The following is a 25,661-nucleotide window of genomic DNA, read 5'->3' on the forward strand; positions in this document are numbered from 1 at the left end:
ACGCAACACCATGAGGAGGACACAATGATCAAACATCTGGCGGCAGCCTCGCTGCTGCTGACCACCGCCTGTCTTGCCGCCGGCCCGGCTCGCGCCGCCGATCCCGGCATCACCGACACCGAGATCCTGATCGGCGACGTCGAGCCCCTGACCGGTCCGCCGGCGCTGCTGGGCGTCGCGGCCTCGATCGGCCACAAGATCGCGATCGCGGAGGCCAACGCCGCCGGCGGCATCAACGGCCGCAAGATCAAATATGTGCTGGAAGACGACGGCTACGTCACCGCGCGCACCATCCAGGGCGTCAAGAAGGTGATCTACGTCGACAAGGTCTTTGCGATGATCGGCATCTCCGGCTCGGGCCAGTCGATCGCTGTGATGCCGGTGCTGGAGAAGTCGGGCATCCCGACCGTGATCGACGTCGCTCCGGTCAAGCACCTCTGGGAGCCGCCACGCAAGAACGTGTTCGTGATCGGGCAATCCTACGAGGAGGGCATCGTCCACCTCGTCAACTTCCTGGCCGACAAGAACCCGGGCAAGAAATGGGGCCTGATCACCCAGGACGACGATTACGGCATCACGGTCCGCGACGGCTTCGACTCCGTGGTCAAGGCCAAGAAGCTGAACGTCGTCTACAGCGGCAATTACAAGAAAGGCCAGCAGGACTTCTCGTCCGACATGCTGCAACTCAAGGATTCCGGCGCCGAGGTGTTCCTGGCCGGCGGCATCATCGCCGAGAACATCGCGATGATGAAGGAGATCGAGAAGCTCGGTATCAAGCCGGTGACCGGCATCTTCTGGCCCGGCCGTATCGAGCCGGTGCTGAAGCTGATGGGCCCGGCCGGCGACGGCATCTATGCGGTCGACTATGTCGAGCCGTTCGCGGGCGCGGCCGGCAAGGCGTTCCTGGAGAAGGCAAAGCCTTTGGTGTCGGAAGCCGAGTTCAAGGGCATCAACCGCTACACCATGACCGGCTATGCCGCGGCAAAGGTGTTGATCGCGGCGATCGAGCGCTGCGGCCAGCAACCGACCTGGGCCTGCACCATCTCGGAGCTGGAGAACACCAAGAATGTCGAAACCGGGGTGATGGCGCCGATCAGCTTCGGCCCCGGCGTCTGCTTCTCCAACCAGAAGCTGCAGATCATGCAGGCCGATACGGCCACGCTCAGCTTCAAGCCGGTGGATTAACGATGAAGGTCCTGATCGTCTTTGCCCATCAGGAGGCGCAGTCGTTCAACACCGCGCTGCTGGCGCGGTCGGTGGCGGAGCTCACCGCGCTCGGGCATACGGTCAGGATCTCCGATCTCTATGCCATGCGCTTCAACCCGGTGGCGACCGCCGAAGACTTCGGCGAGCGGCGGTTTCCCGACCGGCTGCAGTATGACCGCGAGCAGAAATACAATCTGCAACATGGTACGCTCAGCGGCGACATCACGGCCGAGATCGAGAAGCTGTTGTGGTGTGACCTGCTAATCCTGCAGTTTCCGCTGTGGTGGTTCTCGGTCCCCGCCATCATGAAGGGCTGGATCGATCGGGTATTCGTCAACGGCGCCGTCTATGGCAGCGGCCGCCGCTACGACACCGGCGGCCTCGCCGGACGCCGCGCGATGGTCGTGACCTCGACCGCGGCCTATCCCGGAATGTGCGCGCCGGACGGGCTGGTCGGCGCACTCGACGTGGTGCTGTGGCCGATCCAGAACGGCATGCTGGCCTATGCCGGCTGCAAGGTGCTGCCGCCCTTCGTGTCGTATTCGGTGAATTTCGTCGACGAAGCGACACGGCATCGCTATCTCGAAGACTACACCGAGCGGCTACGGCAGCTCGAGACCACCGAGCCGCTGTTCTTCCATCCGCTGGCGGATTTTGGCGAGGACTGGCGGTTGAAGCCGGGCATCGCCGCGCAGGCGGTCGGCCAGGGCAAGCCGTCAGCGCCGTAAGGATCGGCCCTCACATTCGCTTGGCAACTTCTTCCAGCATCACCTCGGTGGCACCGCCGCCAATCGTCAGGACGCGCGCGTCGCGCACCATGCGCTCGATCGGGGTGCCGCGCATGAAGCCGCTGCCACCATGCAGCTGCAGGCAGCCATGCACCACCTCGTGCAGGACCTCCGGCGACAACGCCTTCACCATCGACACTTCGCGGAGACATTCCTTCCCGGCCGCAGCGAGCTCGGCGGCATGATAGGCCAGCGCCCGCGCGGCAGCCGCCTTCGCGGCGAGCTGGGCGAGCTTCATCCGCACGCCCTGCTGGTTCCAGAGCGGGCCGCCAAATGCCTGCCGCGCCTTCACATAGTTCGTCGTCAGCTCGATCGCCTTGGCGGATTCGCCGGCGCAGATGCCGCCGATGCAGATCCGCTCGTTCTGGAAGGTTTCCATGATGCCATAGAAGCCCTTGTTCTCCTCGCCAAGCAGGTTCTCCGCCGGCACCCGCACGTCCTGGAAGCCGAGCTCGGCGGTGTCCGAGCAGAGCCAGCCATGCTTGTCGAGCTTGGTCGCCGTGATGCCCGGCGTGTTGCGCTCCACGATGAACAACGAAATGCCGCGACTGCCCTTGGCATGCGGATCGGTGCGCACAGCGACGATCAGGATGTCGCCATAGACCGCGTTGGTGATGAACATCTTGGCGCCATTGATCACCCAATGATCGCCGTCGCGCCGCGCGTGCGTCTTCAGGCCGGCGACGTCGGAGCCTGCGTCGGGCTCGGTCACCGCGATCGAACAGACCGTCTCGCCGCGGACGATCGCGGGCAGAAATTTTCGCTTCTGCTCCGGCGTGCCGCGCAAGCTGATGTGCACCGCCGACATGTCGGTGTGCACGAGGATCGACGAGGTGAAGCCGCCGAAGCTCGAGCGTCCGAGCTCCTCGGCGAACACCATCGAGGCCAGCGGCCCCATGTCGGTGCCGCCATATTCGACCGCATGGCGCATGCCGAGGAAGCCGAGCGCGCCCATCCGGCGATAGATCTCGCGCGAGATCTTGCCGTCGCGCTCCCACGCCTCGGCATGCGGCACCACTTCCTTCTCGACAAACCGACGCACTTGCTCGCGCAGCATGCGCAGCTCCTCGGGCAGATTGGGCTGCTCCGAGAAGTGGAATTCGGATTCGGTGAGCTGGCGCGGATCCGAGGTCATGACGTTCATTGTGGCGCCCTCTCTTGGCCAATGTGAAGATGGTTGCGCAGGAAATTCGCCAGCGATGCGATCGCCTCTCGCGCCTGCGGAATCTCCGGGAATAGCTGGAACACGTGGATCATGCCGTCCCAGACCTGCAGCTCGACGTCGACGCCGGCGGCCTTGGCACGCGCAGCGAGCTCCGTCGAATCGTCGCGCACGGTCTCGCGGTCGCCCGCGTGCACCAGCAGCGGCGGCAGACCGGCGAGATCGGCGTAAAGCGGCGACGCGAGCGGATCATGGGGGTCGCCATCCTTGCCGAGATAATTCTTCGCCAGTGCCAGGATCATCGCGCGCTGGTGGATCGGATCGGCCTCGGCCCTGTTCTCATAGCTTGCGCCCGTCGCGGCGAGATCGGTCCAGGCCGACATCAGCGCGCCAGCGGCGGGGAGCGGCCAGCCTCGCTCGCGCGCCGCCAGCATCGCGCCGAGTACGAGATTGCCACCGGCCGAGTCCCCGGCGAAGGCGATATCCGCCGTGCGCAATCCCTGATCGCGCAGATATCGATAGGCAATCAGCGCATCATCCAGCGCGGCCGGAAAGCGATGCTCCGGCGCAAGGCGATAGTCGATCGCGAGCACGCGGCAGCCGGATGTATCGGCGATTCGCGCGATCAGGTCGCGATGCGAGGCGATCGAACCGATGCGGAAGCCGCCGCCGTGAAAATAGAGGATCGCCTTGTCGCGCGGTGCGTCTGATGGCACGAGCCATTCACCGTCGACGCCACCGGCTGAGACGGATTGGCACGTCACCTGCACCGAGCAACCGGCAAAGGCCGAGTCCCAATCGCTACGCATCTGCGCCACCGATGTCTCGCGGCTCCAGCCGCGATAGATCGCGCGCAAGCGCTCGATCGCACGTTCGACCGGATCGATTGCGATATCGTCGCCCGCGCTGCCCATTCAGCCGCCGATGCCCATGCCGCCGGACACGCCGAGCGTCTCGCCGGTGATATAGGCCGCCTGGTCGGAAGCCAGGAACAGTGCGGCGGCCGCGACCTCCTCCGGCTCACCGAGGCGGCCGAGCAGCGTCGCGCCAGTCATCGCCCGCAGAATCTTGTCGCCGCCCTTGGCCACCGCCTGCTCCAGCATCGGCGTGCGGATCGGTCCCGGCGCGATCGCGTTGGCGGTGATGCGAAACCGCGCATTCTCCCGCGCGATGCTCCGGGTGAAGGAGACCACGCCGCCCTTGGCCGCGGAATAGACCGCGCCGCCCTTGGAGCCGAGCCGCGCCGCTTCCGAGGTCACGTTGATGATGCGACCGAAGCGCGCCGCCTGCATCGCCGGCAGCGCAGCATGCGTGCAGGCGAGCACCGAGGTGAGGTTGACCGCGATCAGCCGCGCCCAATCGTCCGCACTGGTGTCGGTGAAGAAGGCATGCTGATCGATGCCGGCATTGTTGACGACGATGTCGAACGGGCCGTCCTGCGTCATCACGGCTTGCACCGCCGTGGCATCGCTGACATCGAGTCCCGCGACGTCAGCCCCGGTCTCCCGCGCGAGCGCCGAGGCTGCGGCCACATCGAGGTCGGCGATCACGACCCTGGCGCCCGCCCCGGCAAAGCTGCGGACAATCGCAGCTCCAATGCCGCGCGCGCCGCCGGAGACGAAGGCGCGGCGGCCGTCGAGGCGCCCGAATGGCAAGGTCGCCACCTCAGCGTCCCGTGAATACAGGCTTGCGCCGCTCGATCACGGCCGCCAGCCCTTCGCGGGCGTCGGCCATGCCCGAGAGCTCGGCAACCGTGCGGGCTTCTTCCGACAGGCACTGCTCGATACTTGTGCCGGTGCCGGCCCAGACCAGTCGCTTGGTCGCCGCCAGCGCCTTCGGCGCACCGGCCGCGAGCTCGCGTGCCAGTGCAAATGACGCATCGGCAAGCTCCGCGTCGGGCACGACCTTGGTGACGATGCCCATCTGCAGTGCTTCCGCAGCCGGGATCACCGGGTTGGTCAACAGGATCGACATTGCCCGCCGCAAACCGACCAGCCGCGACAATGTGACGGAGACGCCGGCATCCGGCGCCATCGCCACCCGCGTCGCACCGGCGAGGAATTTTGCCGACTCCGCGGCGATCACGATGTCCGAGGCGCAGACCAGGCCGAAGCCGCCGCCGCCCGCCGCAAAGCCCTGCACCGAGGCGATCACCGGCGCCTCGAGACGCAACAAACCGGTCACCGCATTCTGCAGATAGGCGGTGGCCTGCCGGATATAGTCCGGCAGCTGCTCGCCCTTGGAAGCAAAGGCGCGGACATCGCCGCCGGCGCAGAAATTGGTGCCCTCGCCGCTCAGCAGCACCACGCGCAGGTCCGGATGGCCGTGGCACACCATGATGGCGTCGCACAGCGCGCGGAGCAGCTCGGCGCTCATGCCGTTGGCAGCATCAGGGCGGTTGAGCCGCAGCCGCGCGATGCCGTCGGTGATGTCGAGCAGAATGGGGCCCTTGTCGATCATGGCGAGACCTTCCCCTAAAGCATGATCCGGAAAAGTGTGAAGCGGTTTTCCGGACAGATCATGCACAGAAACAATGGTCTAAAGCGCGATGAAGTTATCGCGCTTTAGACCAGGAATGACAGCGTGTAGATCGCCTTGTCGTTGTTGACGAGGATGACCTTCTTGTGGGCCATTCGCAATTCGCCGTCGACATGACGGAGCCGGTATTCGTTGCGGGCTCCCCACAGCGTGTCGTCGCGCAGGCTCGACTCGAAAATCAGGCTGTTGCTGGCGACCGCAATGTCGCCATCGTCAGGCTGCTCGTCCATCAGTTCGATGTTCGAGATCAGCCGGCGCAGGTTCGACTGCGGCGTCTGGGTGAAGTGTTTGCCGGTCATCAGCTGGCGGACGCGCAGCGCAATCCGCGAGCGGTTGTCGTAGATGATCGACATCTGCCGCTCCGGGTCGATGTCGACGCCGTTGGCCGGCACCCAGTAGACGCCGTCGTCGGTCCAGAGCTTTTCCCAGGCCTCATATTGATGCTCGTCCTGCAACCGCGCCTCGCGATAGAGGAAGGCGGTGATGGCGCTCATCAATGTGGCGCCGCTCTCGCGCGACAGCATCAGGCCGGCTCCATCAGCTTGCGATAATGGGTCCAGATGCCGCGCGACGGCACCTCGTCGGTGACGTGGCCGACCGTGAAGCCGAGTTCGTCCTGCCGCTCGCGCTTCTCGCCGCGGCCAAGGAAGATCCATTCCGGATTGCGTGCCAGCACGCCGCGGTGGCAGCGCTCGTACATTTCGGAATCATCCGCGAGCAGGAAGCCGGCCGGGCCGACCGAGCCCATGGTCTGCTGGCGCAGCCTTCGGTTCAGATCGGGCGCGCCCTTGAATTGCAGCGCAGTGACGTGCTGCACGCTATCGTCGACGCCGAGCGGCTGGATCACGAACATCTGGATCTCGGCGATGAACAGGTTCGGGAAGATCATCACATGCGGCGTGCCGTCGATCATGATTCCGCGCGCCGCGGTATCGCCATAGGCGGCCTTCATACGCGTTGCGTAGTCCGGCAGCCGCTCCTCACTGGTGCCAAACCAGCTCATCGGCGCATCGCGCTTGCGGAACTCGGGCCGCAGGTCGATCTCGGTATGGCCGTTACCGTAATCGCGCGTCAGCGCGGTCGAGGCGCCGCCGTAGAGCTTGCCGATCATGCTGTCGGCGACACCGAAGATCGAGGTGTGGACGAAGGCCGGGTGATAGCCGTCGCATTCGTTCTCCAGGATGAACTTCCAGTTCGCCTTGACGCGGTGCTTGAGGAATCCAGCTGTGATCTCAACCTCGCCCTCGGGCGAGGTGCGCACCAGGCGGTCGATGGTCTCGGCCGCGCCGCCGAGATGCTCCTTCAGGGTCGGGCCATCCGCCGCGAACGAGCCGAACACGAAACCGCGGTAGGACTCGACGCGCGTCACCCGCCCGAGCGCGAGTTGCGACTTGTCCTGCCCCTCGTACCCGTCAGGGAAGGCATAGCCGACCAGGCGGCCGTCATTGGCAAAGGTCCAGGAATGGAACGGACAGGTGAACGAGCGCGCATTGCCGCGCTCGTAGGAACAGACCTGGTTGCCGCGATGCGAGCAGCGGTTCAACAGCAGATTGACCTTGCCCTGCTCGTCGCGCGTCATGATCACGGATTGCGGGCCGATCGACTTGACGACGTAGTCGTTCGCGTTCGGCACCTCGCTCTCGTGCCCGACATAGACCCAGGTCCGGTACCAGATGTTCTTGAGCTCGGCTTCGAAGATCTCGGGATCGGTGTAGAGCGATCCGTGCACCCGGTCGGGCCGGATCAGCCGCTCCCATGGCGAGACGCCGGTCATCATGTTCATCGCTCCGTCTCCCTCGCCGGCCGCTTGCGGCGGATGCTTTCCTTTGTCGCCAATAATAATCCGAACGACCGTTCGATGAATTAATAGCACGGTTGCGGTAGGCCGGCAAGCTTCTTTCCGAACACCGCAGCCAATCCCGGAGCAGCATGCAATGATGCAATTCCGGGTAGCCGGCGGCGCAGCCGTCTCAACCCTGTGCGGCGCCGCCGTCGCCTGCGATCTGCTGCAACATCGACTTCGGCGTCGTCGCAAGCTCGATCTTCAGCTGGTCGCAGATCGCACGGCGCAGCAGGTGCTCGATCTCGGTCGCGACAGCGCGATTGACCGCACGCGCACCCTCGCCGCTCGCCCAGAGCAGAAGTTGCCCCAGCCGGCGGTCGCCATCGTCGCGCAATCCTTCGATCGCAGCAGCATCGGAGCTGTCGTGCGGGATGCGTGGGGTAGCCGGGATCTCGGGATGCGTCATGCCATCGGCCAACCGTTTGACCGCCGCAAAAGTATGATCCTGCAGACGCACCTGATCGAGCAGCGGCCCAGCCTTCCAATCGGCGGCGAGCTTGAGCCCGTTCAGCGCATAGATCGCGGAAAATACCTGCCCGCGGACGAAATCGTCGTTGCTGTTCGGCACGACGTGGCTCTGCAGTGCGTCGATGATGCCGTCGATCAACCGCTCGAAGGATGCACTCATGCTGCAGCCTCCAGTGCACGCTCGAAGGCCCGCACGATCGAGGGCATTTGGCTTGCCATCGCCGCAAGGCGCATGTCGTTGAAGCGATCCACCTCAAACGCACGCACCGCGCACATCTGGATCGCCGCGGCCTGATACAGCGCATAGGCCTCGTAGAAGGCGAGGCTTTTGTCCGAAACCGGAATGCCGGAGGCGCGCTGATAAAGATCGATCACCTCCGCGCACTCGAGCACACCATAGAGCTTGCGGCTTCTGGCGTTGAAGGTCGGCATCATTGCCCAGGCCAGATCCTCGTGGGGATCGCCCAGATGAGTGAGCTCCCAATCGAGAATGGCGGTGATCCGCCCCTTGTGCTCGATGAAATTTCCGATCCTGTAGTCGCCATGCACGATGGTACAGCGCGGCCGCTGCGGACAATTCTCGTGCAGCCAGCGCCCGCCCCAGTCGAGCAGCGGATAGTAGCGCGCCGTCGGACGGGCGAGCGAGGCGCGCCAGCCGGCGATTGCGCGCAACTCGGCACGCTGTTCACCTTGTTGCAGCGATGCAAATGGGGTTGCACCTGGGTCGATGCGGTGCAGCGATGCGAGGATCTTGACGAACTGCCGGGCAATTGCGCGCTTGTGGTCCGGATCGAGCTCGCTCGCTGCCCAGGGCGCGGGAACGTCGCCCTCGACATGCGCGCAGATGAAGAAAGGAAAGCCGATCTCGGCGCCATCCTGCTCTGATGACACCAGCGTCGGCACCGGAACATTGCTGCCGACCAGCGACTGCAGCGCATAGACCTGAGGCAGCACCGAGTAAGGTGCAAATAACCCACTTGGAGGACCGACACGCAGGATCAGCTTGCGATCTCCTTCAGCCACAGAGCGCGCCACGAAGGCGAAAGTGATCCAGGAGAAGCCCGACGATTTGCGGCCGAAGCTGACAATCTCCGTCCGGCTCCCGGATACCCGCGACAGATGCTGAGCGAGCGCCGTCCGCACCGCATCGTCATTCACCACGGCGGAACGAGCGAGCTCCGGCGCATCGTCGGATCGTTTCGTAGCCTCCCGCATCAATTGACCGACCTCGTATAGCCCTGCCACTTCTCCTCGCGCAGCGCCGACTTCATGATCTTGCCGGAGCCGGTCAGCGGCAGCGGCTCGAGGCGGATGTCGACCGAGCGCGGACATTTGTAGCCCGCAATCAGGGTGCGGCAGTGCGCGATCACCATTTCAGAATCGAGGCGCTTGCCGTCCTTCGGCACCACGATCGCGTGCACCGCCTCGCCCCATTGCGGATCGGGCACCGCAATGACGGCGCATTCCTTCACATACTCATGCTGGAAGATGGCGTTCTCCACCTCGCCGGAATAGACGTTCTCGCCGCCAGAGACGATCATGTCCTTCAGGCGATCGACGATATAGACAAAGCCGTCCTCATCCATCCAGGCGCCGTCGCCGGTATGCAGCCAGCCATTGCGCAGCACGCGGGCGCTTTCCTCGGGCTTGCGCCAATAGCCGAGCATCACGCCGGCCCCGCGGATCGCGATCTCGCCGACCGTGCCGCGCGGAACTTCGTTGCCCGTCGGATCGATGATGCGGATTTCGACACCAGGCGCCGCCCGCCCCGCCGACTTCCGCTTCCCCGCCAGCGGCCCTTCGAGCGCGTGATATTCCCAGGGCAGGATCGTCGCGAGCGCCGCGCTCTCGGTCATGCCGTAGCCCTGGTGGAAGCGCCAGCTCGGCAGCACGCGCATTAGCTTGACCAGCAGCGCGTCCGGCATCGGAGACGCGCCATATTCGCAATCCTTCACGCTGCTGAGGTCATACGTCCCAAAGGACGGATGATTGAGCATCATGTTGAGCATCGTCGGCACGAAGAGGCAGTAATCCACCTTGTGCTCGGCGATTGTCTTCATCGCGAGTTCGGGCTCGAATTTCGGGATGGTGACGTGGGTGCCGCCCACAAGCGTGAGCGCGATCATCGGCGATGTGCCGGCCAGATGGAACATGCCGGCTGAGTGCAGATACCTGGTGTCTTCGCGGAAGCGTAGCGCATAGATCCAGACCAGCGATTCATAGATGATGTTGGCGTGCGACAGCATCACGCCCTTGGGGAAGCCGGTGGTACCGCCAGTGTAGAAGATGCCGGCGAGATCGTTGTTGGCGCCTGAGGCATCCTCGACCGGCGCGTGCGCAATGAGCTCGTCGTACCTCAGCATGCCTTCGGGGACCAGTCCCTCGTCGAGATAGATCATCGCAGTAAGTGATTTCGCGCCGCGCAGCGCGGATCCGATCTCGGCAAAGGCCTTGTCGACCAGCAGCAGCTTTGGCGTGGAGTCGTCGATCGCGTAAGCGTTCTCCGCGACCGCCCAGCGCGTGTTGAGCGGCACCGCGACCGCGCCGGCCCAGGCGATGGCATAGAGCGCCTCGATATAGAGATCGCTGTTGAGCGCGAGGATCGCGACGCGATCGCCGGCCTCGACGCCGAGCCGCTGCAGTCCGCCCGCGGCACAGGCAACGCGCCGGCCGATCTCCTTCCAGTTCCGCGACCGTCCGGCATGGATGGTGCCCGGTGAATCCTTGCGCAACTGCACCGCCGAGATGAGCGCCTGCGTCAGCTTCATGTTTCCTCCTCGCCGTCATGCGGCCACGCACGCCCGCGGATGTTTCCGTCATGCGTGAAGCCGATAACGCTGCCCGGAGATTCTAGTTGATAATCCGGACAGACGGTCTATTATTACACGACCAGCGCGACGGGTAAAGCCCTTGAAGGCACCGCCGCCGGGATCAACGAGCCCCGCAAAAGAGGGCGTCATGGGAGGGGAAGATGCGGAAGCCAATCGTCACGCTTGCAGTGTGGGCGTTCGCGCTCACCGGCGCGCTCGAAACAGCGAACGCCCAGAAGGCCTATGGTCCAGGCGTCAGCGACACCGAGATCATCCTCGGCGCCAATGCGCCCTACAGCGGGCCGGCGTCGATCTATGCGAGCTTCCCGAAGACCATGCTCGCCTATTTTGCGATGCTGAACGAGAAAGGCGGCATCAATGGCCGCCACATCAACTTCCTGACCCGCGACGACGCCTATAGCCCTCCCAAGACGGTCGAGGTGACGCGCGCGCTGGTCGAGAACGACAAGGTACTCGCGATCATGGCGCCGTTCGGAACGCCGACCAACGCCGCGATCCAAAAGTATCTCAACAGCAACGGCGTCCCGCAGCTTCTCGTGCAGAGCGGCGGCACACGCTGGAACGACCCGAAGCAGTTTCCCTGGACCACGCCCTACTCGCCGACCTACGTCAACGAATCCCGGATCATCGCGCGCTACGTCCTGCGCGAGAAGCCGGATGCCAAGATCGGCGTGCTGCTGCAGGCCGACGATATCGGCAAGGATTTTGTCCTTGGCCTGAAGGAAGGGCTTGGAGCCAAAGCCGACACGATGATCGTCAAGGAAGCGATGTATCAATCGACCGAGCCGACGATCGACTCGCAGATCGTGAACCTGAAGGCGTCGGGCGCCGATACCATCCTGATCGCCGCGCAGAACAAATTTGCCTCGATGGCGATCCGCAAGATCCACGAGCTCGGATGGAAGCCGCTGATCTTCCTCGGCTCGACCGCGAATTCGATCGCCGGCGTGCTGGTGCCGGCGGGACTTGAGGCATCGACCGATATCCTGACCACGACTTCATACAAGACGCCGAACGATCCGGCCTGGGCCAGCGACAAGGGCATGACGGACTATCTCGCCTTTGTCGCGAAATATATGCCGGGAATGGACCCCAACGACGTGATCGCGGTGACCGGCTACACCACGGCACAGCTCGGTGCGATCATCCTGCAGCGTTGCGGCGACAACCTCACGCGGGAGAACGTACTCAAGCAGGCCACCAACCTGAGCGGTATCGAGCTGCCGATGCTGCTCCCGGGCATCACGATCCAAACCACGCCGCAGGACTACGCTGCGATCACCGAGCGCCGCTTCGCTCGCTTCGACGGCAAGACCTGGGTGCTGTTCGGCGACATCGTGGGCGCGGGCCCGGCGAAGGACTGACTCCGCGCTACGGATCCAACCGACCGAACCGGCTCAAAGACTAAGGATAAGAACAATGTTGACAGCCCAGGACGATCTCATCGGCCACCAGACGCCAGAGCCGTATGCCAAGGCAGGCGGCGGCGACGTCCGCTTCACCGAGCGCTACTGGTACACCGCGCACCCGATCGACGGCAGCGAGCTGCTGATCGATATCGGGCTCGGCTACTACCCGAACCGCAACGTGATGGACGGCTTTGCCGGCATCACTATCGGCCGCCGCCAGCACAATTTCCGTGCCTCGCGGCGGCTCGGGACGCGTCCGCTGGAGACGGAGGTCGGCGGGCTCAAGATCGAGATCGTCGAGGGCATGGGCCTGCACCGGCTGTCACTTGCCGAGAACCCGTCCGGCATCAGCTTTCAGCTCGAGTTCAAGGCGAGCTTCCCCGCGGCGCAGGAGAAGCAGAATTTCCGCGAGCGCAACGGCGTCGTCGAAGAGGATCTCGCCCGCGTTTCGCAATTCGGCCGGTGGCGCGGCTGGATCGTGGTCGACGGAAAGCGCTACGTTATCGAACCCGGGTTGTGGTGGGGCCAGCGCGACCGTTCCTGGGGCCTGCGCTCGGAGATGCGCACCGACGAGACTCGGCCTCCGGTTGCGACCCATCGCAATTTCTTCTGGACCTGGTCGATGTTCCAGTTCAACGAGTCGGCGCTGTCGATCTTCCTGAAGGAACGCACGCCCGGCAAACCACATTACATCTCGGGAACGGAATTCCGCCGCGAGGCCGACGGATCTGTGTCGCATCGCGAGGTCACGGCGGTCGAGCACAATATCGAATGGGCCGACGACCTGCTCGGCCAGACCATCGCGACGGCGAATTTCACCTTCACTTTCGATCACGGAGCCCCGCGTCACGTCAGGATGCACGGGCTGCCGACCCGATTCTATCTCAAGGCCGGCATGTATGGCGGCCTGCAGGGCTGGGCCCATGGCGACGACCGCGGCGAGACCCATGCCGCGCACGACATCTGGAACCTCGACGACGCCGCGACGCGCGCCATCGCGCGCACGCTATCGGACCATGTCGTCCGGCTCGAGAGCGGCAACGCGACCGGATTTGGCATCAGCGAATACGGCGTTGCCGCCGGCTATCCTCTTTATCCAGGACCGCAGAAGTTCCCGGCCATGTGATCCGGATGGGCGTACAAGGCATGAGCATCGTGGAGAGTAACGCCCCCGCGTGCGACCAGTGGGACAACAAGGCGGCCGAGGCGCTGGTCTCGCTCGACGCCATCGCCCCGCTCCGCTATCGCAGCCGTTTCGGCGACGGCAATCTCAACGGCCGTTCTTATGGCGGTCAGATCCTTGGCCAGGCCATGATGGCCGCAACGCTCAGTGCTCCGGAAGATCGCCCGGCGGCGATGCTGCAACTCCTGTTCCTACGCGGTGCCGATCCTACCCGGCGCATCACCTTTGACGCACAGATCCTGCAGGACGGCAAGCGGTTCTCCTCCCGCCATATCTTCGGCAGTCAGGGTGGCGGGCAACCGGTCCTGAGCGCGCAGGCCACGTTCTGCGCGCCGCAGCCGGGTCCGCGGCACGCAGCGTCATTCGCGCCGTCGGAGGATCCCGAAAGCCTGCCCGATCTGACCATGATTCCCGACGCGCTGATGGCGCAGCTACAGCCGCTCGGCCCATATTCCCAGGACATCAAGCCCAGCCTGGATTTCCGAATCCCCGAGATCAAGCGTCAGCTCTCGGCCGCAACCGCCGGACCGCGCCTGCGCTTCTGGATCAGATGCCGGGAGCCGCTCGCCGCCGGTTCCCGCGCCCAGGCCGCGGTATTCGCCTATCTCTCGGATTGGTGGCTGAACTTCTCCAGCGTCGGCGGCGGTGCGGCACTGGGCATAGTAAGTCCCCTAGATACTCGCCAACCTATTGGAAGCGCGTACCTTAGCTTGTCCTCGGCGACCCGCATCCGGGTGCCGCCAAGCAAAGGATGTCCGCGATAGCCTTTCGTGCCGCTCCGCGTGCCCGGTGTCAGGGCGCCCGCACCTTGACGCTGCCGAGGGTGTTGGCGGCTTTGGCAAAATCCTGGTCAAAGCTGATGAAGGCCTCACAGCCTTCCGCCTTGGCTAGATGCAGGCCGTCGGCAAAGTCCACACCCTGCCGCATCCAAGCCAACGCCTTGGCCGCGGCGGTCGCATCTTCCAAACTCGCGCGCGGCAGCCCGGCGAAATCGGAGAGGGCCTTGGCGCACTGGGCGGCGGAAAACCCATATACACTCCGCAGCACCCACTCGGTCTCTAGCAGGACTGTGGTGCAGACGAAGACGTCGTTGTTATCGATCAGCCTTCGTGCCCGGGCAGCCTGTCCGGGATCGTCGCCCACCAGATACCGCACGACGAGATTAGTATCGATTGCGAGCATGCCGCCGTTTCGCCTCGGCGGCGATCCCTGCGTTCATATCCGCGATCGACTTTGCCGGCCCCTTATACGGCAGGGAGCCGAATACGTCTTTCGGCCGGGTAGGCGCAAAGGCGGGCATCGCCTTCAGCAATACGCCCTCGGGGGTATTCTCCACCGTCAGTTGCGTTCCGGCAGGCCAGTGCCGCTGTTCCCGGATCGCCTTGGGCAATATCACCTGGCCCTTGGTCGAGACTGTGGTCGTCAGTTTCTGTTTGACGGACATGGCGGCTTCATTTGGTAAGACGAAAGTAAGATAGGAGGACTTCGGCGGATTGCAAGAGCGGCCGTCCAGTCCCTAAACCATGACCTCACGACCTTCCTTCGGCTCCGAAGTGCAGCGTGATGGGGAGTTGGGTGGGCGCAGTCCGGCATCGAGGCAACGATGCGAATGTCCCCTCGAACTCCACAGACGGCGCGGGGCTCATCAAACCGAGAACGGTCAATGCGTTGCAGCAAGTGCCCTTAAAAGTATGAGACTGCGCCGGTATGCGCTAAATGGCGACTATCGCGGCAGCGTACGGTTCGCCTCTTCGATGATCGCAATCGTCTCTTCGCTTATTCCTGCACGGATCAAAGCCGCATGGGATGCGGCTTCGTGGGCAGGTCCGGTCGGATCCGGCACCATTTCCAGCAGGCGGTTCTGCTCGCGTGCTCTACCTGTCCGATCAAACTGAGTGGCGGCCTCCATCACTTTCTCCCAACGTATTCATTGAAGACCCTAATCGTTTCAGGGTCTTCGAGATCAAACTCACCATACCACCGGGCGCCGGTTTCCAAAAGGATCGCCTTGCCGATGGCTATTGGCAGAGGCTCGCCATCGGGCCCATACAGTTCGGCGCTTTTCACAAGCTGCTTCCATCGGATTACGTTTCGGATCAGCAACGGATTGCTGTTCGAGAGGACGTCCTGGTAGGCATGATACACTTCCGGCTTCAATTCGTTCCGTGAACGGGCGAGCCGGCCAAGGCCTTCCAGTCGGATGTGATAATTCCAAGATGCCCTGTCGGGAACGAAACCAATGCAGGCCCACGCATAACGACCCACGTCGTCAGCTTCCACAGTGATCCGTCGAATGCCTAGACGTGCAGACGTGTCAATTAAATCTGCCATAAGCAGGCGCCCTTGACCCTGACCGCGCTCGGGTTTCGGGATCCACATCCGCTGCGCCTCGAATATCGGTCCGCTGAGATCGAGCTTGCGCTGGTGCCACCATGCCTCGCCGGTCTCGTTGGGGCGGCCTTTGACATGGATAACGAACGAATTCGCCTTCGTGTCGAGATCCGAAAGCGTGATGACTTTAGCTCCCTGGACGCTGGCCGAAAGCAGTTCGCCGAGGTCGTCTGGGTACAAGCCGTGTTCCTTGAACATATGCTCGTGCCACCATTCGATCTCGGCGTCGGACCAAGCTGGCTTGAAGATCAAGGAGTTCGTTCCGAAGAATCTTCCCCGATCGAATTTATTCAATTCATCCCACATGGGTCCGGCCCGGCATTTCTACTCGACGGTGGCCATTATGGCGGCTAACGGAGCAATTGCGCTAATATGGTGCCTTGATCGACGCCACGCTACCCGCATGGTTAACCAGATCCCTGGTCAGTTGCCGGCCTGGCCAGCGACGTCCAGGTCCTCGGGAGCGAACTGATCGGCGGCGCCGTGGTCTCCTTGAAGCGGGGGACGATGATGCCGGATCGGTAGAGCAAGTCACGCTGCACCCAGGGCGCATTCAGGTAGTTGCCGGCCTTGCTGACCGACAGGGTAGCGGCCGCGGCCTCTCTCGCAGGCAGGGAGCCTAGTACAGCATCAAACCGGCAATTTCCGTCCACCAGATCGCCCGAGACTTCGGGAAGCAAATTTGCCGCCTCCAACAGCTTCCGGAGCCTCGATCAAGAGCGTCCGGATCGGGTGCAGAACCCCCCGCTCGACAGACTTGCCGAACACAACGCTGCCGGGCCCGACGGGAAAGCGGGTCCGGATGAACTCGCCGACTAGGTCGCTCACCGGCATCGTGCTGGCCGGCGATGACGTGGCGCGTAGCTGAAGGTCCTTTTGTACATCCAGGATGACTGGTCGTCGAGGTAAAGCGGACATAGGTCCGATAGATCGACGATCGTTATTGGCGCCCGGCATCCGAAATGAAAACCCCGGCCATCGCCGGCGGGGATTTTCTGTGTTTCAGACTAGGGGACCAACTTTGCCCATGGCTGCACGGGAACAATGGTCTCGCCTGAGACGGGCGAGACCCTGCCCCGTGACGCGCGGCCGTTTACGGTCACCTAGAAGGGGCGGAGCGCCACCGTGAACCCGCCAGGTTATTATCCGCAAGGCGATGGCAACGGAGTGCACGTCGGCGAGGACTTGAGTGTCGTCGACCGTGCGATCCAGTCGCTTGGTGCCACGAAAAGCGGATGCCCGCGATAATTAGAGTGAAGACGCCCCCTGTAGCGCGCAGGGGCGCTATTTTGAGGGTCGCAGATGGCAGCGGAATGGAGAAAGAGCGCGGCTGGCGTTGGTCTTATCATGAATGGTTGGTTTGCCCGATCGCTGGGTTCGACCGATATCGCGGGATGGCTGTTTCTCTCAGTTGGTGTGGCCGCTGATCTCATTGCCCTCTCCGTACCTTCAGTTGCCGCCCAGCTTTGGCGTGCCCGCCAGGGGGTCAGTGCGGCGACGGCCTGGCTGATCTGCTTAATCAATCTTGTGTTCACCATCACTGCCGGTATCGGCTTCGCTTCCCTCAACATCACCGACGTAACGCTCGCCCGGGCGTCACGCGTAACGCCGACTGTGACGACGGCGCAAGATGCGTTACGTGACGCCATGGCGTCACGCGACCGGGAATGCATGGGCGGGGTCGGCCGTTTCTGTCGCGAGCGCGAGCAAGCTGTGGCCGACCGCCGCCGCGCGCTCGATGCCGCGTTGAGTTCGGTCGAGCAAGCCGCCGACCCGCAGACCGATGCGGCCATCAAGATCGTGGCTTGGCTCACTGCCGGAATCGTCAAACCAGCCGCCGGCGACTTCGCCATGCTGCGCTTGGTCCTCTTGGCACTGTTGCCGCAGATCGGCGGCATTTTGCTGATGATCGGTCGGGCGCACTAAGAAGACGGCTAGGAAGCTGCCTCACAAGATGTACGATGGCCCGCTTCCGCCCTAGCCCAAGTCAAAGGCGGAACGACGCTCGCATAGCACGCGGGTTGCCCAAGACGAGCAGAAGACCGAAATCATCGATTACTCAGCCCGGCTTACCGTTCCCGAGCACCCGTCCTTGGTGGGCCTGGTCGATGTCTCGCGGTGTAATCTTGATCTCGACCATATCCGGCGAGCGCGGCCGCATTTGCTCATCTGAACCTACCGTAGACTGGGATCAGCACGGCTGATGGACCCGAACTGAGAACGCGCGGCAATTTCTGATTTTTAGGCGAAGAGTGTCGAAAGCGCTGGCTTTTCCCGAGCGCCGGCGTACTCAATCGAGTCGTTCTCAAAACGAAAAACAGGCAGATCGAGTCGTTCTTAAAATCAAAATCGAGTCGTTTTCAAAACTCAAAATCGAGGAAAATCAAAGAGATAGTCGATTCACTCTCAAAGTGGCCTCATAAGCACTTAATCCGGTCTTCGTTCGCGTTGCCGAGTGGCGACTGTACCAATTTGATCACTCATCGCGTTTGGCTGCGCGTGGCTCATGATGACTGTCACCTGGTTGAGCCCAGATTGCCGCCTATCCGGACCTTAGTAGCACCGCCGGATCCAAACGCGCGGCCCGCTCGGCGGGCAGAAGACCGAAGACAATGCCGATGAAACTGGAGCAGGCGATCGCGATCAGCGCCATCCGTTCGTTGAACTCGATTGGCCAACCTAACGCGGAGGGGACGACGCGGGCACACCCATAGCCAACGACGAGTCCCAACAAACCGCCGATCGTGCACAGCAGCACTGCCTCCAATAGAAACTGCCAGCGGATGTCTTGTGGCCGGGCGCCAAACGCCAACCGGATTCCGATCTCATTGATCCGTTCGGTGACCGATACAAGCATGATGTTCATCACGCCAATGCCGCCGACCAGCAGGGAGATTCCCGCAAGCGTGGACACCAGCAAGGTGAACTGGCGATAGGCCCGGTCGCGCGTCTGGGCGACCTGGATGAGGTTCTGAATGCTAAAATCGTCGGACTTGCGCCCCACGATCTTGTGACGCTGCCGCAGGACACGGGCAATCGCCGATTCTGCTGCTTGCATCGATTCAGCGGATTCGGTCTTCACGAGAATCGTATGCACCGCATCCGGGTTGGCCTGACTGCGTCCAACTGTGAAGATTTTCGCTGATGACAACGGAATGAACATGACGTCGTCCTGGTCTCGACCTGTGAAATCCTGGCCCTTCTCGGCAAGAACTCCGATCACGAGATAGGAGGCGCGTTCAATGCGCAGGAAGCGGCCAAGCGGGTCCCTGCCCTTGAACAGTTCGCGCGCCACGGTGCGGCCGATAACCGCGACTTTTGCAGCCGATGTAATATGATCGTCGTTAAGGAGCTGACCTTCCGCGAGCTTCCAACCTCGCGCTTCAAAGAATTCGGGCGTCACACCGGCAACCAGGGTCGACCAGTTCAAGTCGCCAGATACTGTCGTCTTTTGCTCACCGACGAACGGTGCGGCAATGACAATGTCGGGCACCTCGCGGGCAATCGCCAGCGCATCGGCTGTCGTGAGCGAGAGGATGGTACCCGCCTGTTGTCGCACGCCCTGTGCGAGCTGCGCGCCAGGTTTCACAAGCAGCAGATTCGAGCCAAGCGAATTTATCTGCTTCGAGATTTCGGCACGCGCCCCTTCCGCCACCGCAACCACAATCACGACAGCAGCGATACCGATGACAATGCCGGTCACGGCGAGAAACGAGCGCAATATGTGCGCACGCACCGACCGAAACGCCAGATGAACATAGCTGAGCGATCGCATTGGAGCCCTACGCTGGTCACAATTCATGCGCTGTCGCAACGTCCCGAGTCGCCAACGACGACGCCGTCCCGAAGCCGGATCGTGCGCCGCGCGCAGCCCGCGACCTCGGGGTCGTGGGTCACAAGCACGACGGTAAGCGCGGCGCGCTGCAGCTCGCGGAGGAGCGCGAGAATGGCATCGCGCGTGCTTGTGTCCAGCGCCCCGGTCGGCTCGTCGGCCAAGAGAAGGTCGGGACCATTGACGATCGCCCGTGCGATTGCAACACGCTGCTGCTCGCCCCCCGAGAGCTGGGAAGGCATATGGTGCATCCGGGCGCCGAGACCGACCGCTTCGAGGACAGCACGCGCCTTCGCAGCCGGATTCCGCAGCGGTTCGCGTCGATAGAACAGCGGTAACGCGACATTCTCGAGCGCGGTCAGGCGCGGCAGCAAATTGAAGTTTTGAAAGACGATGCCGATGCGCCGATTTCGCAGCTCGCTCAGGCGGCTTTTCGACTGCGCAAACACACTTTCGCCGTGCAGAAGGTAGCGCCCGTTCGAGGGTTGGTCGAGGCAGCCCAGGATCGAAAGCAAAGTCGATTTTCCCGATCCCGACGGCCCCACGACGGCGACGAAATCTCCGCGATCGATCTCCAGACAGACATCCGATAGCGCGTGAACGGCTTGGTCACCGAGCCGGTGCAGCTTGTGGACATGATCGAGTGTGGCGAGCAAGCTCATGTGCTAACCGGCCGGGCGGCCCCTCAAGGTTTACTCCGATAACCGATGGCCACCAGTTCGCCGATCTGGAGATCTGGCGACATGATCTGGGTCAGCGAATCGCCGGTAGCGCCCAGTGACACGGCCGTAGGCTCGAGATGGCCCGATTTGGCGCGGACCCAGATCACCCCCTTCCCGGGTGCGGGATTGTCTGGACGGTCGTGGGTCGGCCGAAAACTCAGCGCGGCATTGGGAACGACCATCACGTCCTGTTGCTCCTGAACCACGACGCGGACGTCGGCCGTCATCCCTGGAAGCAACAGGCCATCGGGGTTGGGCGCTGAAATCATCACAGTATAGGTCACCACGTTTTGCACCATCTGCGCCGCCTTTCGGATCTCAAGCACGCGACCTTCGAACGAGCGGCCTGGATAAGAATCGACGCTGAACAAGGCGCGCTGCCCGGTTCGAACCGCGCCAATGTCGGCCTCGCTGACGGATGCACTAACGCGCATGTCCGAAAGATCGCGCGCGATCGTGAACAATGTCGGCGCCTGCAGGCTCGCAGCCACCGTTTGGCCAAGCTCCACGCTCCGTCGAATGACAACACCATCGATCGGAGACTTGATGGTGCTTCGTTCCAGATCCAGCCGAGCCCGTTCGAGCGAAGCGCGGGCAGCCATGACTCCGGCCGCCCGCATCTGCTCGCCTGCCTTGGCGGCGGACACTTCGGCGGCGTGCGACCGGGCCGCCATCTGCGCGCGCTCGGCGTCGCGCTGCGAAACGCTGCCGTTCCTGCTAAGCGTGCTCTTGATCTGAAGATCGCGCAGGGCGTCATCGTGGCGCGCCTGCGCGCCCTCGACGGCGGCCTTGGCCTCCTCATGCTGGGCCAGCGCGATCGCGAGCGCGGCTTCCGCTTCCTTGACCTGGACTTCAAACGTCGCGGCGTCAAGCGCAGCGAGCGGCTCGCCGGCCCTGACAGGGGAATTGTGGTCGGCCATCAGCTTGGCGACCTGACCCGACAGCTGCGAGCTGACCTCGACCGTGTCCACCGCTTCGAGCGTTCCCGAGGCGGTGACATTCTGAACGACATTGTCACGAGCAATGCTGACATAGCGCAGTTCGTCGCGATCGTCTCCGATTGCGGAGACCGAATTGTCCGGGGCCCACAGCGGATAAGTGACGGCAATCGCCAAAACTCCCAGCGCTACACGCACCAGAAGGCTTCGAGGGAAGTTCGGCCGATTGTCCGTGCGAATGGTGATCTCGCCGCGCTAGCTGATGCGGTGCTCCATTTTGAGAACAGGCGTAGGTCCCTTTCGTTCTGCCGCCGCTGGCGGCGCGAGGCGCCTCAGGGAGATTGAGACATACGCGCGCCGCCGCGGGGTGCGATCCGAAGCGATCGCTGTCGGCTGGGTCAGGGTATGATGACCGCCGTATGCGGACTGTTGGCTGAGGGCGCCGTCTTTCCGGCCGTGACCGGTGGAGGGGTCTTCAGGGTGCCGTTGCCGGGATTGGCATTCGTGTTGGGCTGCGTGAAGTGGTGCGTAAGTAACGACCCCATTTCGACCGCCGGGGTGGTGTGATCTGCACCGGACAGCGGGCTGCCCTGACCCGGCACGGTGTCGGCTGATCGTCCATTGGTTTTGACGAACGGGTTGCTGGAGGTCGTCAGGCCGCCGGCACCCACCGCCGTGAACAGGTGGTCGGATGCCTGACCGGGGTAAGTGCCCGCAAGCAACGATACGCCTGCTGCGATGATTGCGAGTTTTCTCATCATCAACTCCTCTTCGTTTGCGTTCGCCAAGGCGCCAAGTTTGTCGACTTGCGCCGAACGCTTGAATGCAGTTGATCTCCAGCGGTTCCTAATTTTTCGCGGAATGACGCTCGATATTCTCGATCATGAATGAGTTAGTTTCTGACAGGGAATTCAGAATCGTCGAAATTGCGACGATCGTTCGGCCGAAAGTTGGTCCCCCCTGCGCCCTTTGCTCTGTCGCTCATAACGGTCTCGCAACCAACGAAGCCAGACCACGCTCAGAAAATCACCCACCCTCTTGAGCCCCGCGAGCCTCGCCTTGCCGATATCACCGTTCTGGTAGATCGTCGCGATCTTCGCATTGGCAACGAGACGGCGAGCGGCAAGATCTTGTCTGTTGGAAAGGTCAATTGTCCATGTGGCGCTCGCCTGATAGCCACGTCCTGACTGAGAGCATGATTCATGCTCCACACGTCCATGCGGCGCAGGCGCGCGATGGAATTTGCCGATAAAGGCGAAGGAAGACCGCCACTATTCCGACCCTGAGAAAGCCGGCCGCAGACTTGTGGAGCACGCCAGGACCTTTGAGTCGGATCAGGACGCGAAGATATACATCGAGGTGGTTCGATCCGGCTACGATCTCTCATTCCAATCGCGGATGCGGCGGTCTTATCGCAAGGACGGGCGTGCGCCTTATCGTCGAACGCCCGATCAACGGTTTACTATGCTTCTGGCTCGCCCCGATGGCGGTCGCCTTAGATTCGTATAGATTGAGGGTCATTTCACTGCTCCGGGAACTTCGATGCGGTCTCTTTGGTCGCGACTGCTAGCACTTTGGATCATGCTGGTCCTGTCGGGAGCGGCGACCGCCTATCTCCTGTTCGAGTCCTTTCAGCAGACAGCGGACGCGCGCGTTGCGCGCTCGGAGGAGTTGGCCGCACGGGCCTGTCGGGACATTGCCGACCGCTACCAATTCTTCGTTTCCGGTTGGAGCGGCGGGCAAATCGACAATCGGCTGAAGCAGGAGCTAACAACACTGGTTCAGGTCGCGCTCTCCAGCGCTACCGGCGTCGAGGGCGGCATCTGGCAAGCCGATGCGGGCTCGCTCGCTTACGCCTTCCCTTCCTATGAGGGTACAGGTCCGAAGACCGATCTTCCGGCCGCGGAGCTGAACACGATCCGCGACGTCAACGCCGAAGCCTTGCGTTCGGGGCGGCCGGCCGGTCTGCGGAAGCCGGCGCGATCGCAAGTCCTGCTGGTGCACGCCTGCCCGCTGCGCGGACCGCTGCCGAGCACCACGGCCTGGACCATGACGCGCGCCTTCACAGCCGAGGGGCCGGCGTATACTCAACTGCTGACTGGACTGCTTGTGCTTGCACTCACCATCTTCGGCTCGGCGATCTGGCTCGCACGCGTGCTGTTCTCTTGGTCGCGGAAGATCGCGGTGCTGGAGCAGGCGTTGGGCAAGAGCGAAAGCGGGTCGGTCGACCTTCCAAAGCTTCCGCGTACGGGCGAGCAGGAGCTCGACCGGCTGGTCGATGCGTTGAATCAAACCGGCGAACGGCTCGCGCTGGAGCGGCACCGCGCAAGCACAGCCGAACGTCTCGCGGCCGTCGGGCGGCTGTCGGCAGGGCTTGCGCACGAGATCCGCAACCCCATCGCGGCGATGCGGCTCAAGGCGGAAAACGCACTTGCCGCAAGCGATGACGCTCGCAAGAAAACTGCTCTGGAAGCGATCCTCAGGCAGGTCGCGCGGCTGGACGCGCTGCTGCGTAATCTGTTGCAAATGACCCAGGCTGGCGAGCTCAAGCCGACGGATGTCGACCTTGCTTCGTTCCTGCAAGCAACGATCGAGCCTCACCAGGAGCTGGCGGCGGCCAACGGCTTGTCGCTCGGGGCTGAAACTCCGGAGCCGAGCAACCCAATACCTCGCTTTGACCCGTTCCAGATGCAGCGGGCCCTCGACAATCTGATCCTGAACGCGATCCAGAATACGTCCCCCGGCGGACGCATTGTCGTGGATGCCGTGCGACGGAAGGACAAGTTGCTGCTATGCGTGACCGACAACGGTGCAGGCGTGAGCGAGGAGATGCGCGAGCGCCTGTTCGAGCCCTTCGCAACGGCGCGCACCGAGGGGACTGGGCTCGGACTTGCCATCGTGCGAGAAATCGCGCGTGCTCACCGCGGGGAAGCACGCCTTGCGCACACCGAGCGCGGCGCGAAGTTTGAGATCGAGGTGCCATGGCAAACGTCCTGATTGTCGATGATGACCCTGCCTTGCGCGAGGGCCTCGTCGAGGCATTGAGCGACCTCGGCCACACGCCGCAAACGGCCTCCTCGGGACGCGAGGGCCTCGCCGCGCTGTCCGAGATAGTGGACGCCGTGCTGCTCGATCTCAAGATGCCAGGCATGGATGGCATCGAGGTGCTGCGCCGCATCCGCGCGCAGGAGAACCCGCCCGCGGTGGTGGTGCTGACGGCGTTTGCGAGCGCCGAAAACACCATCGAGGCCATGCGGCTCGGCGCCTTCGACCACCTCACCAAGCCGATCGGACGCGATGAGTTGAAGACCCTGCTGGAGCGCCTGCCGTCACGGCGGCGGCCGGTCGCGGCGGCAAGCAAGGGCAGCCTCGATACCCTGATCGGACCGAGCGAGGGCATGCGGCGTGTGCAGAAGGCGATCGGGCTTACCGCCGACAGCCAGGCGACGGTGCTCATCCTCGGCGAAACCGGAACCGGCAAGGAGCTGGTGGCGCGCGCACTGCACGTGCACAGCCAGCGCAAGGACGGGCCTTTCATCGCCGTCAACTGCGCTGCGATCCCGCCGGACCTGCTCGAAAGCGAACTGTTCGGGCATGTGAAGGGCTCGTTCACCGGTGCGACCAGCGACCGCTCCGGCGCCTTCCGCGACGCCGACAACGGCACGCTGTTTCTCGACGAGATCGGCGATATGCCGCTTGCGATGCAGGCGAAGATCCTGCGGGTGCTGCAGGAGCGGATGATGACGCCGGTCGGTGGCAGGCCGGTCCGGACCACCGCGCGGGTCGTTACCGCAACCCACCGCGACTTGCCAAAGCTTGTAGCGGCCGGCGAGTTTCGCGAAGACCTCTACTATCGCCTCAATGTCGTTCCCATCGCGATCCCGCCGCTGCGCGAGCGGTCATCCGATATCGTGCCGCTCGCCGAGCACTTCCTTTCGCTGTTGGTCTCTTCGGAACAACCGGTCAAACAGCTCGGTAGCGGCGCCATCGACAAACTCAGGCGTTACAACTGGCCCGGCAATGTCAGGCAATTGCGCAATGTCATCGAACGGGCCTGTGTGCTGACCAGAAGCCATACCATCGACGCGGACGATATCGACACCAGCGCCGGGGAAATTCGCCCGGTTGCGACCGCGCTTCCCGGGAGCGATTTGCCGGCGGCGGTCGCCCAGCTAGAGGAAGCGATGATCCGCGAGGCGCTGGACGCCTGCGGCGGGAACCGCACCGAGGCGGCGCGGCGTCTCAACATCAACCGCCAGCTTCTCTACACCAAGATGCAGCGTTACGGCCTGACCGGCAGCGATGCGTCAGGAAATCCGACATCCGCCGTCGGAAAAGACGACGGCTAAA

25 protein-coding genes are annotated in these 25,661 nt (G+C 63.2%); 8 read left to right on the forward strand and 17 right to left on the reverse strand.

The genetic code is table 11. The features are described 5' to 3' along the window. Positions 1-24: 24 nt before the first annotated feature. Both MTX23_RS29160 and MTX23_RS29165 read left to right on the forward strand, forming a co-directional pair. Entirely contained in the window at positions 25-1,185 is a 1,161-nt protein-coding gene (locus MTX23_RS29160) for an ABC transporter substrate-binding protein (RefSeq protein ID WP_280973576.1), read from the forward strand. 2 nt (positions 1,186-1,187) lie between these two features. Continuing rightward, positions 1,188-1,934, forward strand: a complete 747-nt coding sequence (locus MTX23_RS29165; protein ID WP_280973577.1) for an NAD(P)H-dependent oxidoreductase — start codon at positions 1,188-1,190, stop codon at positions 1,932-1,934. Positions 1,935-1,944: 10 nt separating this feature from the next. On the opposite strand, the gene MTX23_RS29170 is transcribed toward MTX23_RS29165, so the two are convergent. The 9 genes from MTX23_RS29170 to MTX23_RS29210 form a co-directional block, all read right to left on the reverse strand. Next, a complete protein-coding gene (locus MTX23_RS29170; RefSeq protein WP_280973578.1) occupies positions 1,945-3,138 on the reverse strand; it encodes an acyl-CoA dehydrogenase family protein in 1,194 nt (397 codons plus the stop codon). Beyond that, positions 3,135-4,070 (reverse strand): alpha/beta hydrolase, encoded by a 936-nt coding sequence (locus tag MTX23_RS29175; RefSeq protein ID WP_280973579.1) that lies wholly within the window; start codon positions 4,068-4,070, stop codon positions 3,135-3,137. Before MTX23_RS29175 ends, MTX23_RS29170 begins: the two co-directional genes overlap by 4 nt. After that, the gene (locus tag MTX23_RS29180; protein ID WP_280973580.1) at positions 4,071-4,820 is read right to left on the reverse strand and encodes an SDR family oxidoreductase; all 750 of its coding nucleotides are present in this window, start codon (positions 4,818-4,820) and stop codon (positions 4,071-4,073) included. 1 nt (position 4,821) lies between these two features. Continuing rightward, a complete protein-coding gene (locus MTX23_RS29185) occupies positions 4,822-5,616 on the reverse strand; it encodes an enoyl-CoA hydratase-related protein (RefSeq protein WP_280973581.1) in 795 nt (264 codons plus the stop codon). Between the two features lie 104 nt (positions 5,617-5,720). After that, complete coding sequence (locus tag MTX23_RS29190) at positions 5,721-6,218, reverse strand: aromatic-ring-hydroxylating dioxygenase subunit beta (protein WP_280973582.1); 498 nt, start codon at positions 6,216-6,218, stop codon at positions 5,721-5,723. After that, positions 6,218-7,477, reverse strand: a complete 1,260-nt coding sequence (locus tag MTX23_RS29195) for a Rieske 2Fe-2S domain-containing protein (RefSeq protein ID WP_280973583.1) — start codon at positions 7,475-7,477, stop codon at positions 6,218-6,220. The genes MTX23_RS29190 and MTX23_RS29195 overlap by 1 nt, the downstream gene beginning before the upstream one ends. 187 nt (positions 7,478-7,664) lie before the next feature. Then, a complete protein-coding gene (locus tag MTX23_RS29200) occupies positions 7,665-8,165 on the reverse strand; it encodes a hypothetical protein (protein ID WP_280973584.1) in 501 nt (166 codons plus the stop codon). Next, the gene (locus MTX23_RS29205; protein WP_280973585.1) at positions 8,162-9,220 is read right to left on the reverse strand and encodes a phosphotransferase family protein; all 1,059 of its coding nucleotides are present in this window, start codon (positions 9,218-9,220) and stop codon (positions 8,162-8,164) included. The genes MTX23_RS29200 and MTX23_RS29205 overlap by 4 nt, the downstream gene beginning before the upstream one ends. Next, positions 9,220-10,773, reverse strand: coding sequence for a long-chain fatty acid--CoA ligase (locus tag MTX23_RS29210; protein ID WP_280973586.1), 1,554 nt, complete (start codon positions 10,771-10,773; stop codon positions 9,220-9,222). The genes MTX23_RS29205 and MTX23_RS29210 overlap by 1 nt, the downstream gene beginning before the upstream one ends. A gap of 203 nt (positions 10,774-10,976) precedes the next feature. Between MTX23_RS29210 and MTX23_RS29215 the strand changes: the two genes are divergently transcribed. Genes MTX23_RS29215 through MTX23_RS29225 form a run of 3 tightly spaced genes read left to right on the forward strand, consistent with a single transcriptional unit; the run spans position 10,977 to position 14,192 of the window. Then, on the forward strand, positions 10,977-12,200 hold the full coding sequence (locus MTX23_RS29215) for an ABC transporter substrate-binding protein (RefSeq protein ID WP_280973587.1): 1,224 nt from the start codon (positions 10,977-10,979) through the stop codon (positions 12,198-12,200). 55 nt (positions 12,201-12,255) lie between these two features. Further along, the gene (locus MTX23_RS29220; RefSeq protein WP_280973588.1) at positions 12,256-13,371 is read left to right on the forward strand and encodes a hypothetical protein; all 1,116 of its coding nucleotides are present in this window, start codon (positions 12,256-12,258) and stop codon (positions 13,369-13,371) included. 20 nt (positions 13,372-13,391) lie between these two features. After that, complete coding sequence (locus MTX23_RS29225) at positions 13,392-14,192, forward strand: acyl-CoA thioesterase domain-containing protein (RefSeq protein WP_280973589.1); 801 nt, start codon at positions 13,392-13,394, stop codon at positions 14,190-14,192. Between the two features lie 28 nt (positions 14,193-14,220). On the opposite strand, the gene MTX23_RS29230 is transcribed toward MTX23_RS29225, so the two are convergent. The 4 genes from MTX23_RS29230 to MTX23_RS29245 form a co-directional block, all read right to left on the reverse strand. After that, on the reverse strand, positions 14,221-14,610 hold the full coding sequence (locus tag MTX23_RS29230) for a type II toxin-antitoxin system VapC family toxin (protein WP_280973590.1): 390 nt from the start codon (positions 14,608-14,610) through the stop codon (positions 14,221-14,223). Beyond that, positions 14,591-14,872, reverse strand: coding sequence for an AbrB/MazE/SpoVT family DNA-binding domain-containing protein (locus MTX23_RS29235; RefSeq protein WP_280973591.1), 282 nt, complete (start codon positions 14,870-14,872; stop codon positions 14,591-14,593). The genes MTX23_RS29230 and MTX23_RS29235 overlap by 20 nt, the downstream gene beginning before the upstream one ends. A 279-nt stretch (positions 14,873-15,151) precedes the next feature. Then, on the reverse strand, positions 15,152-15,337 hold the full coding sequence (locus tag MTX23_RS29240; RefSeq protein WP_280973592.1) for a hypothetical protein: 186 nt from the start codon (positions 15,335-15,337) through the stop codon (positions 15,152-15,154). Continuing rightward, positions 15,337-16,125 carry a hypothetical protein gene (locus MTX23_RS29245; protein ID WP_280973593.1) on the reverse strand — a complete coding sequence of 263 codons (789 nt, stop codon included), beginning with the start codon at positions 16,123-16,125 and terminating at the stop codon, positions 15,337-15,339. The genes MTX23_RS29240 and MTX23_RS29245 overlap by 1 nt, the downstream gene beginning before the upstream one ends. A 996-nt stretch (positions 16,126-17,121) precedes the next feature. Between MTX23_RS29245 and MTX23_RS29250 the strand changes: the two genes are divergently transcribed. Next, positions 17,122-17,745, forward strand: a complete 624-nt coding sequence (locus MTX23_RS29250) for a hypothetical protein (RefSeq protein WP_280973594.1) — start codon at positions 17,122-17,124, stop codon at positions 17,743-17,745. A gap of 616 nt (positions 17,746-18,361) precedes the next feature. On the opposite strand, the gene MTX23_RS29255 is transcribed toward MTX23_RS29250, so the two are convergent. The 4 genes from MTX23_RS29255 to MTX23_RS29270 all read right to left on the reverse strand — a co-directional run bounded on the left by MTX23_RS29255 (position 18,362) and on the right by MTX23_RS29270 (position 22,069). Further along, a complete protein-coding gene (locus tag MTX23_RS29255) occupies positions 18,362-19,594 on the reverse strand; it encodes an ABC transporter permease (RefSeq protein ID WP_280973595.1) in 1,233 nt (410 codons plus the stop codon). A 23-nt stretch (positions 19,595-19,617) separates the two neighbouring features. Beyond that, the gene (locus MTX23_RS29260; RefSeq protein ID WP_280973596.1) at positions 19,618-20,313 is read right to left on the reverse strand and encodes an ABC transporter ATP-binding protein; all 696 of its coding nucleotides are present in this window, start codon (positions 20,311-20,313) and stop codon (positions 19,618-19,620) included. A gap of 23 nt (positions 20,314-20,336) precedes the next feature. Continuing rightward, on the reverse strand, positions 20,337-21,509 hold the full coding sequence (locus MTX23_RS29265) for an efflux RND transporter periplasmic adaptor subunit (RefSeq protein ID WP_348637531.1): 1,173 nt from the start codon (positions 21,507-21,509) through the stop codon (positions 20,337-20,339). 200 nt (positions 21,510-21,709) lie between these two features. Continuing rightward, positions 21,710-22,069: a hypothetical protein gene (locus MTX23_RS29270; RefSeq protein ID WP_280973597.1), complete on the reverse strand. Its 360-nt coding sequence runs from the start codon at positions 22,067-22,069 to the stop codon at positions 21,710-21,712. A 784-nt stretch (positions 22,070-22,853) separates the two neighbouring features. Between MTX23_RS29270 and MTX23_RS29275 the strand changes: the two genes are divergently transcribed. Together MTX23_RS29275 and MTX23_RS29280 are read left to right on the forward strand one after the other, a co-directional pair. Further along, complete coding sequence (locus tag MTX23_RS29275) at positions 22,854-24,308, forward strand: HAMP domain-containing sensor histidine kinase (RefSeq protein ID WP_280973598.1); 1,455 nt, start codon at positions 22,854-22,856, stop codon at positions 24,306-24,308. After that, complete coding sequence (locus tag MTX23_RS29280; RefSeq protein ID WP_280973599.1) at positions 24,293-25,660, forward strand: sigma-54 dependent transcriptional regulator; 1,368 nt, start codon at positions 24,293-24,295, stop codon at positions 25,658-25,660. Before MTX23_RS29275 ends, MTX23_RS29280 begins: the two co-directional genes overlap by 16 nt. Position 25,661 lies beyond the last annotated feature (1 nt).

The sequence above is a fragment of the Bradyrhizobium sp. ISRA436 genome (assembly GCF_029910015.1).
GTDB lineage: Bacteria > Pseudomonadota > Alphaproteobacteria > Rhizobiales > Xanthobacteraceae > Bradyrhizobium.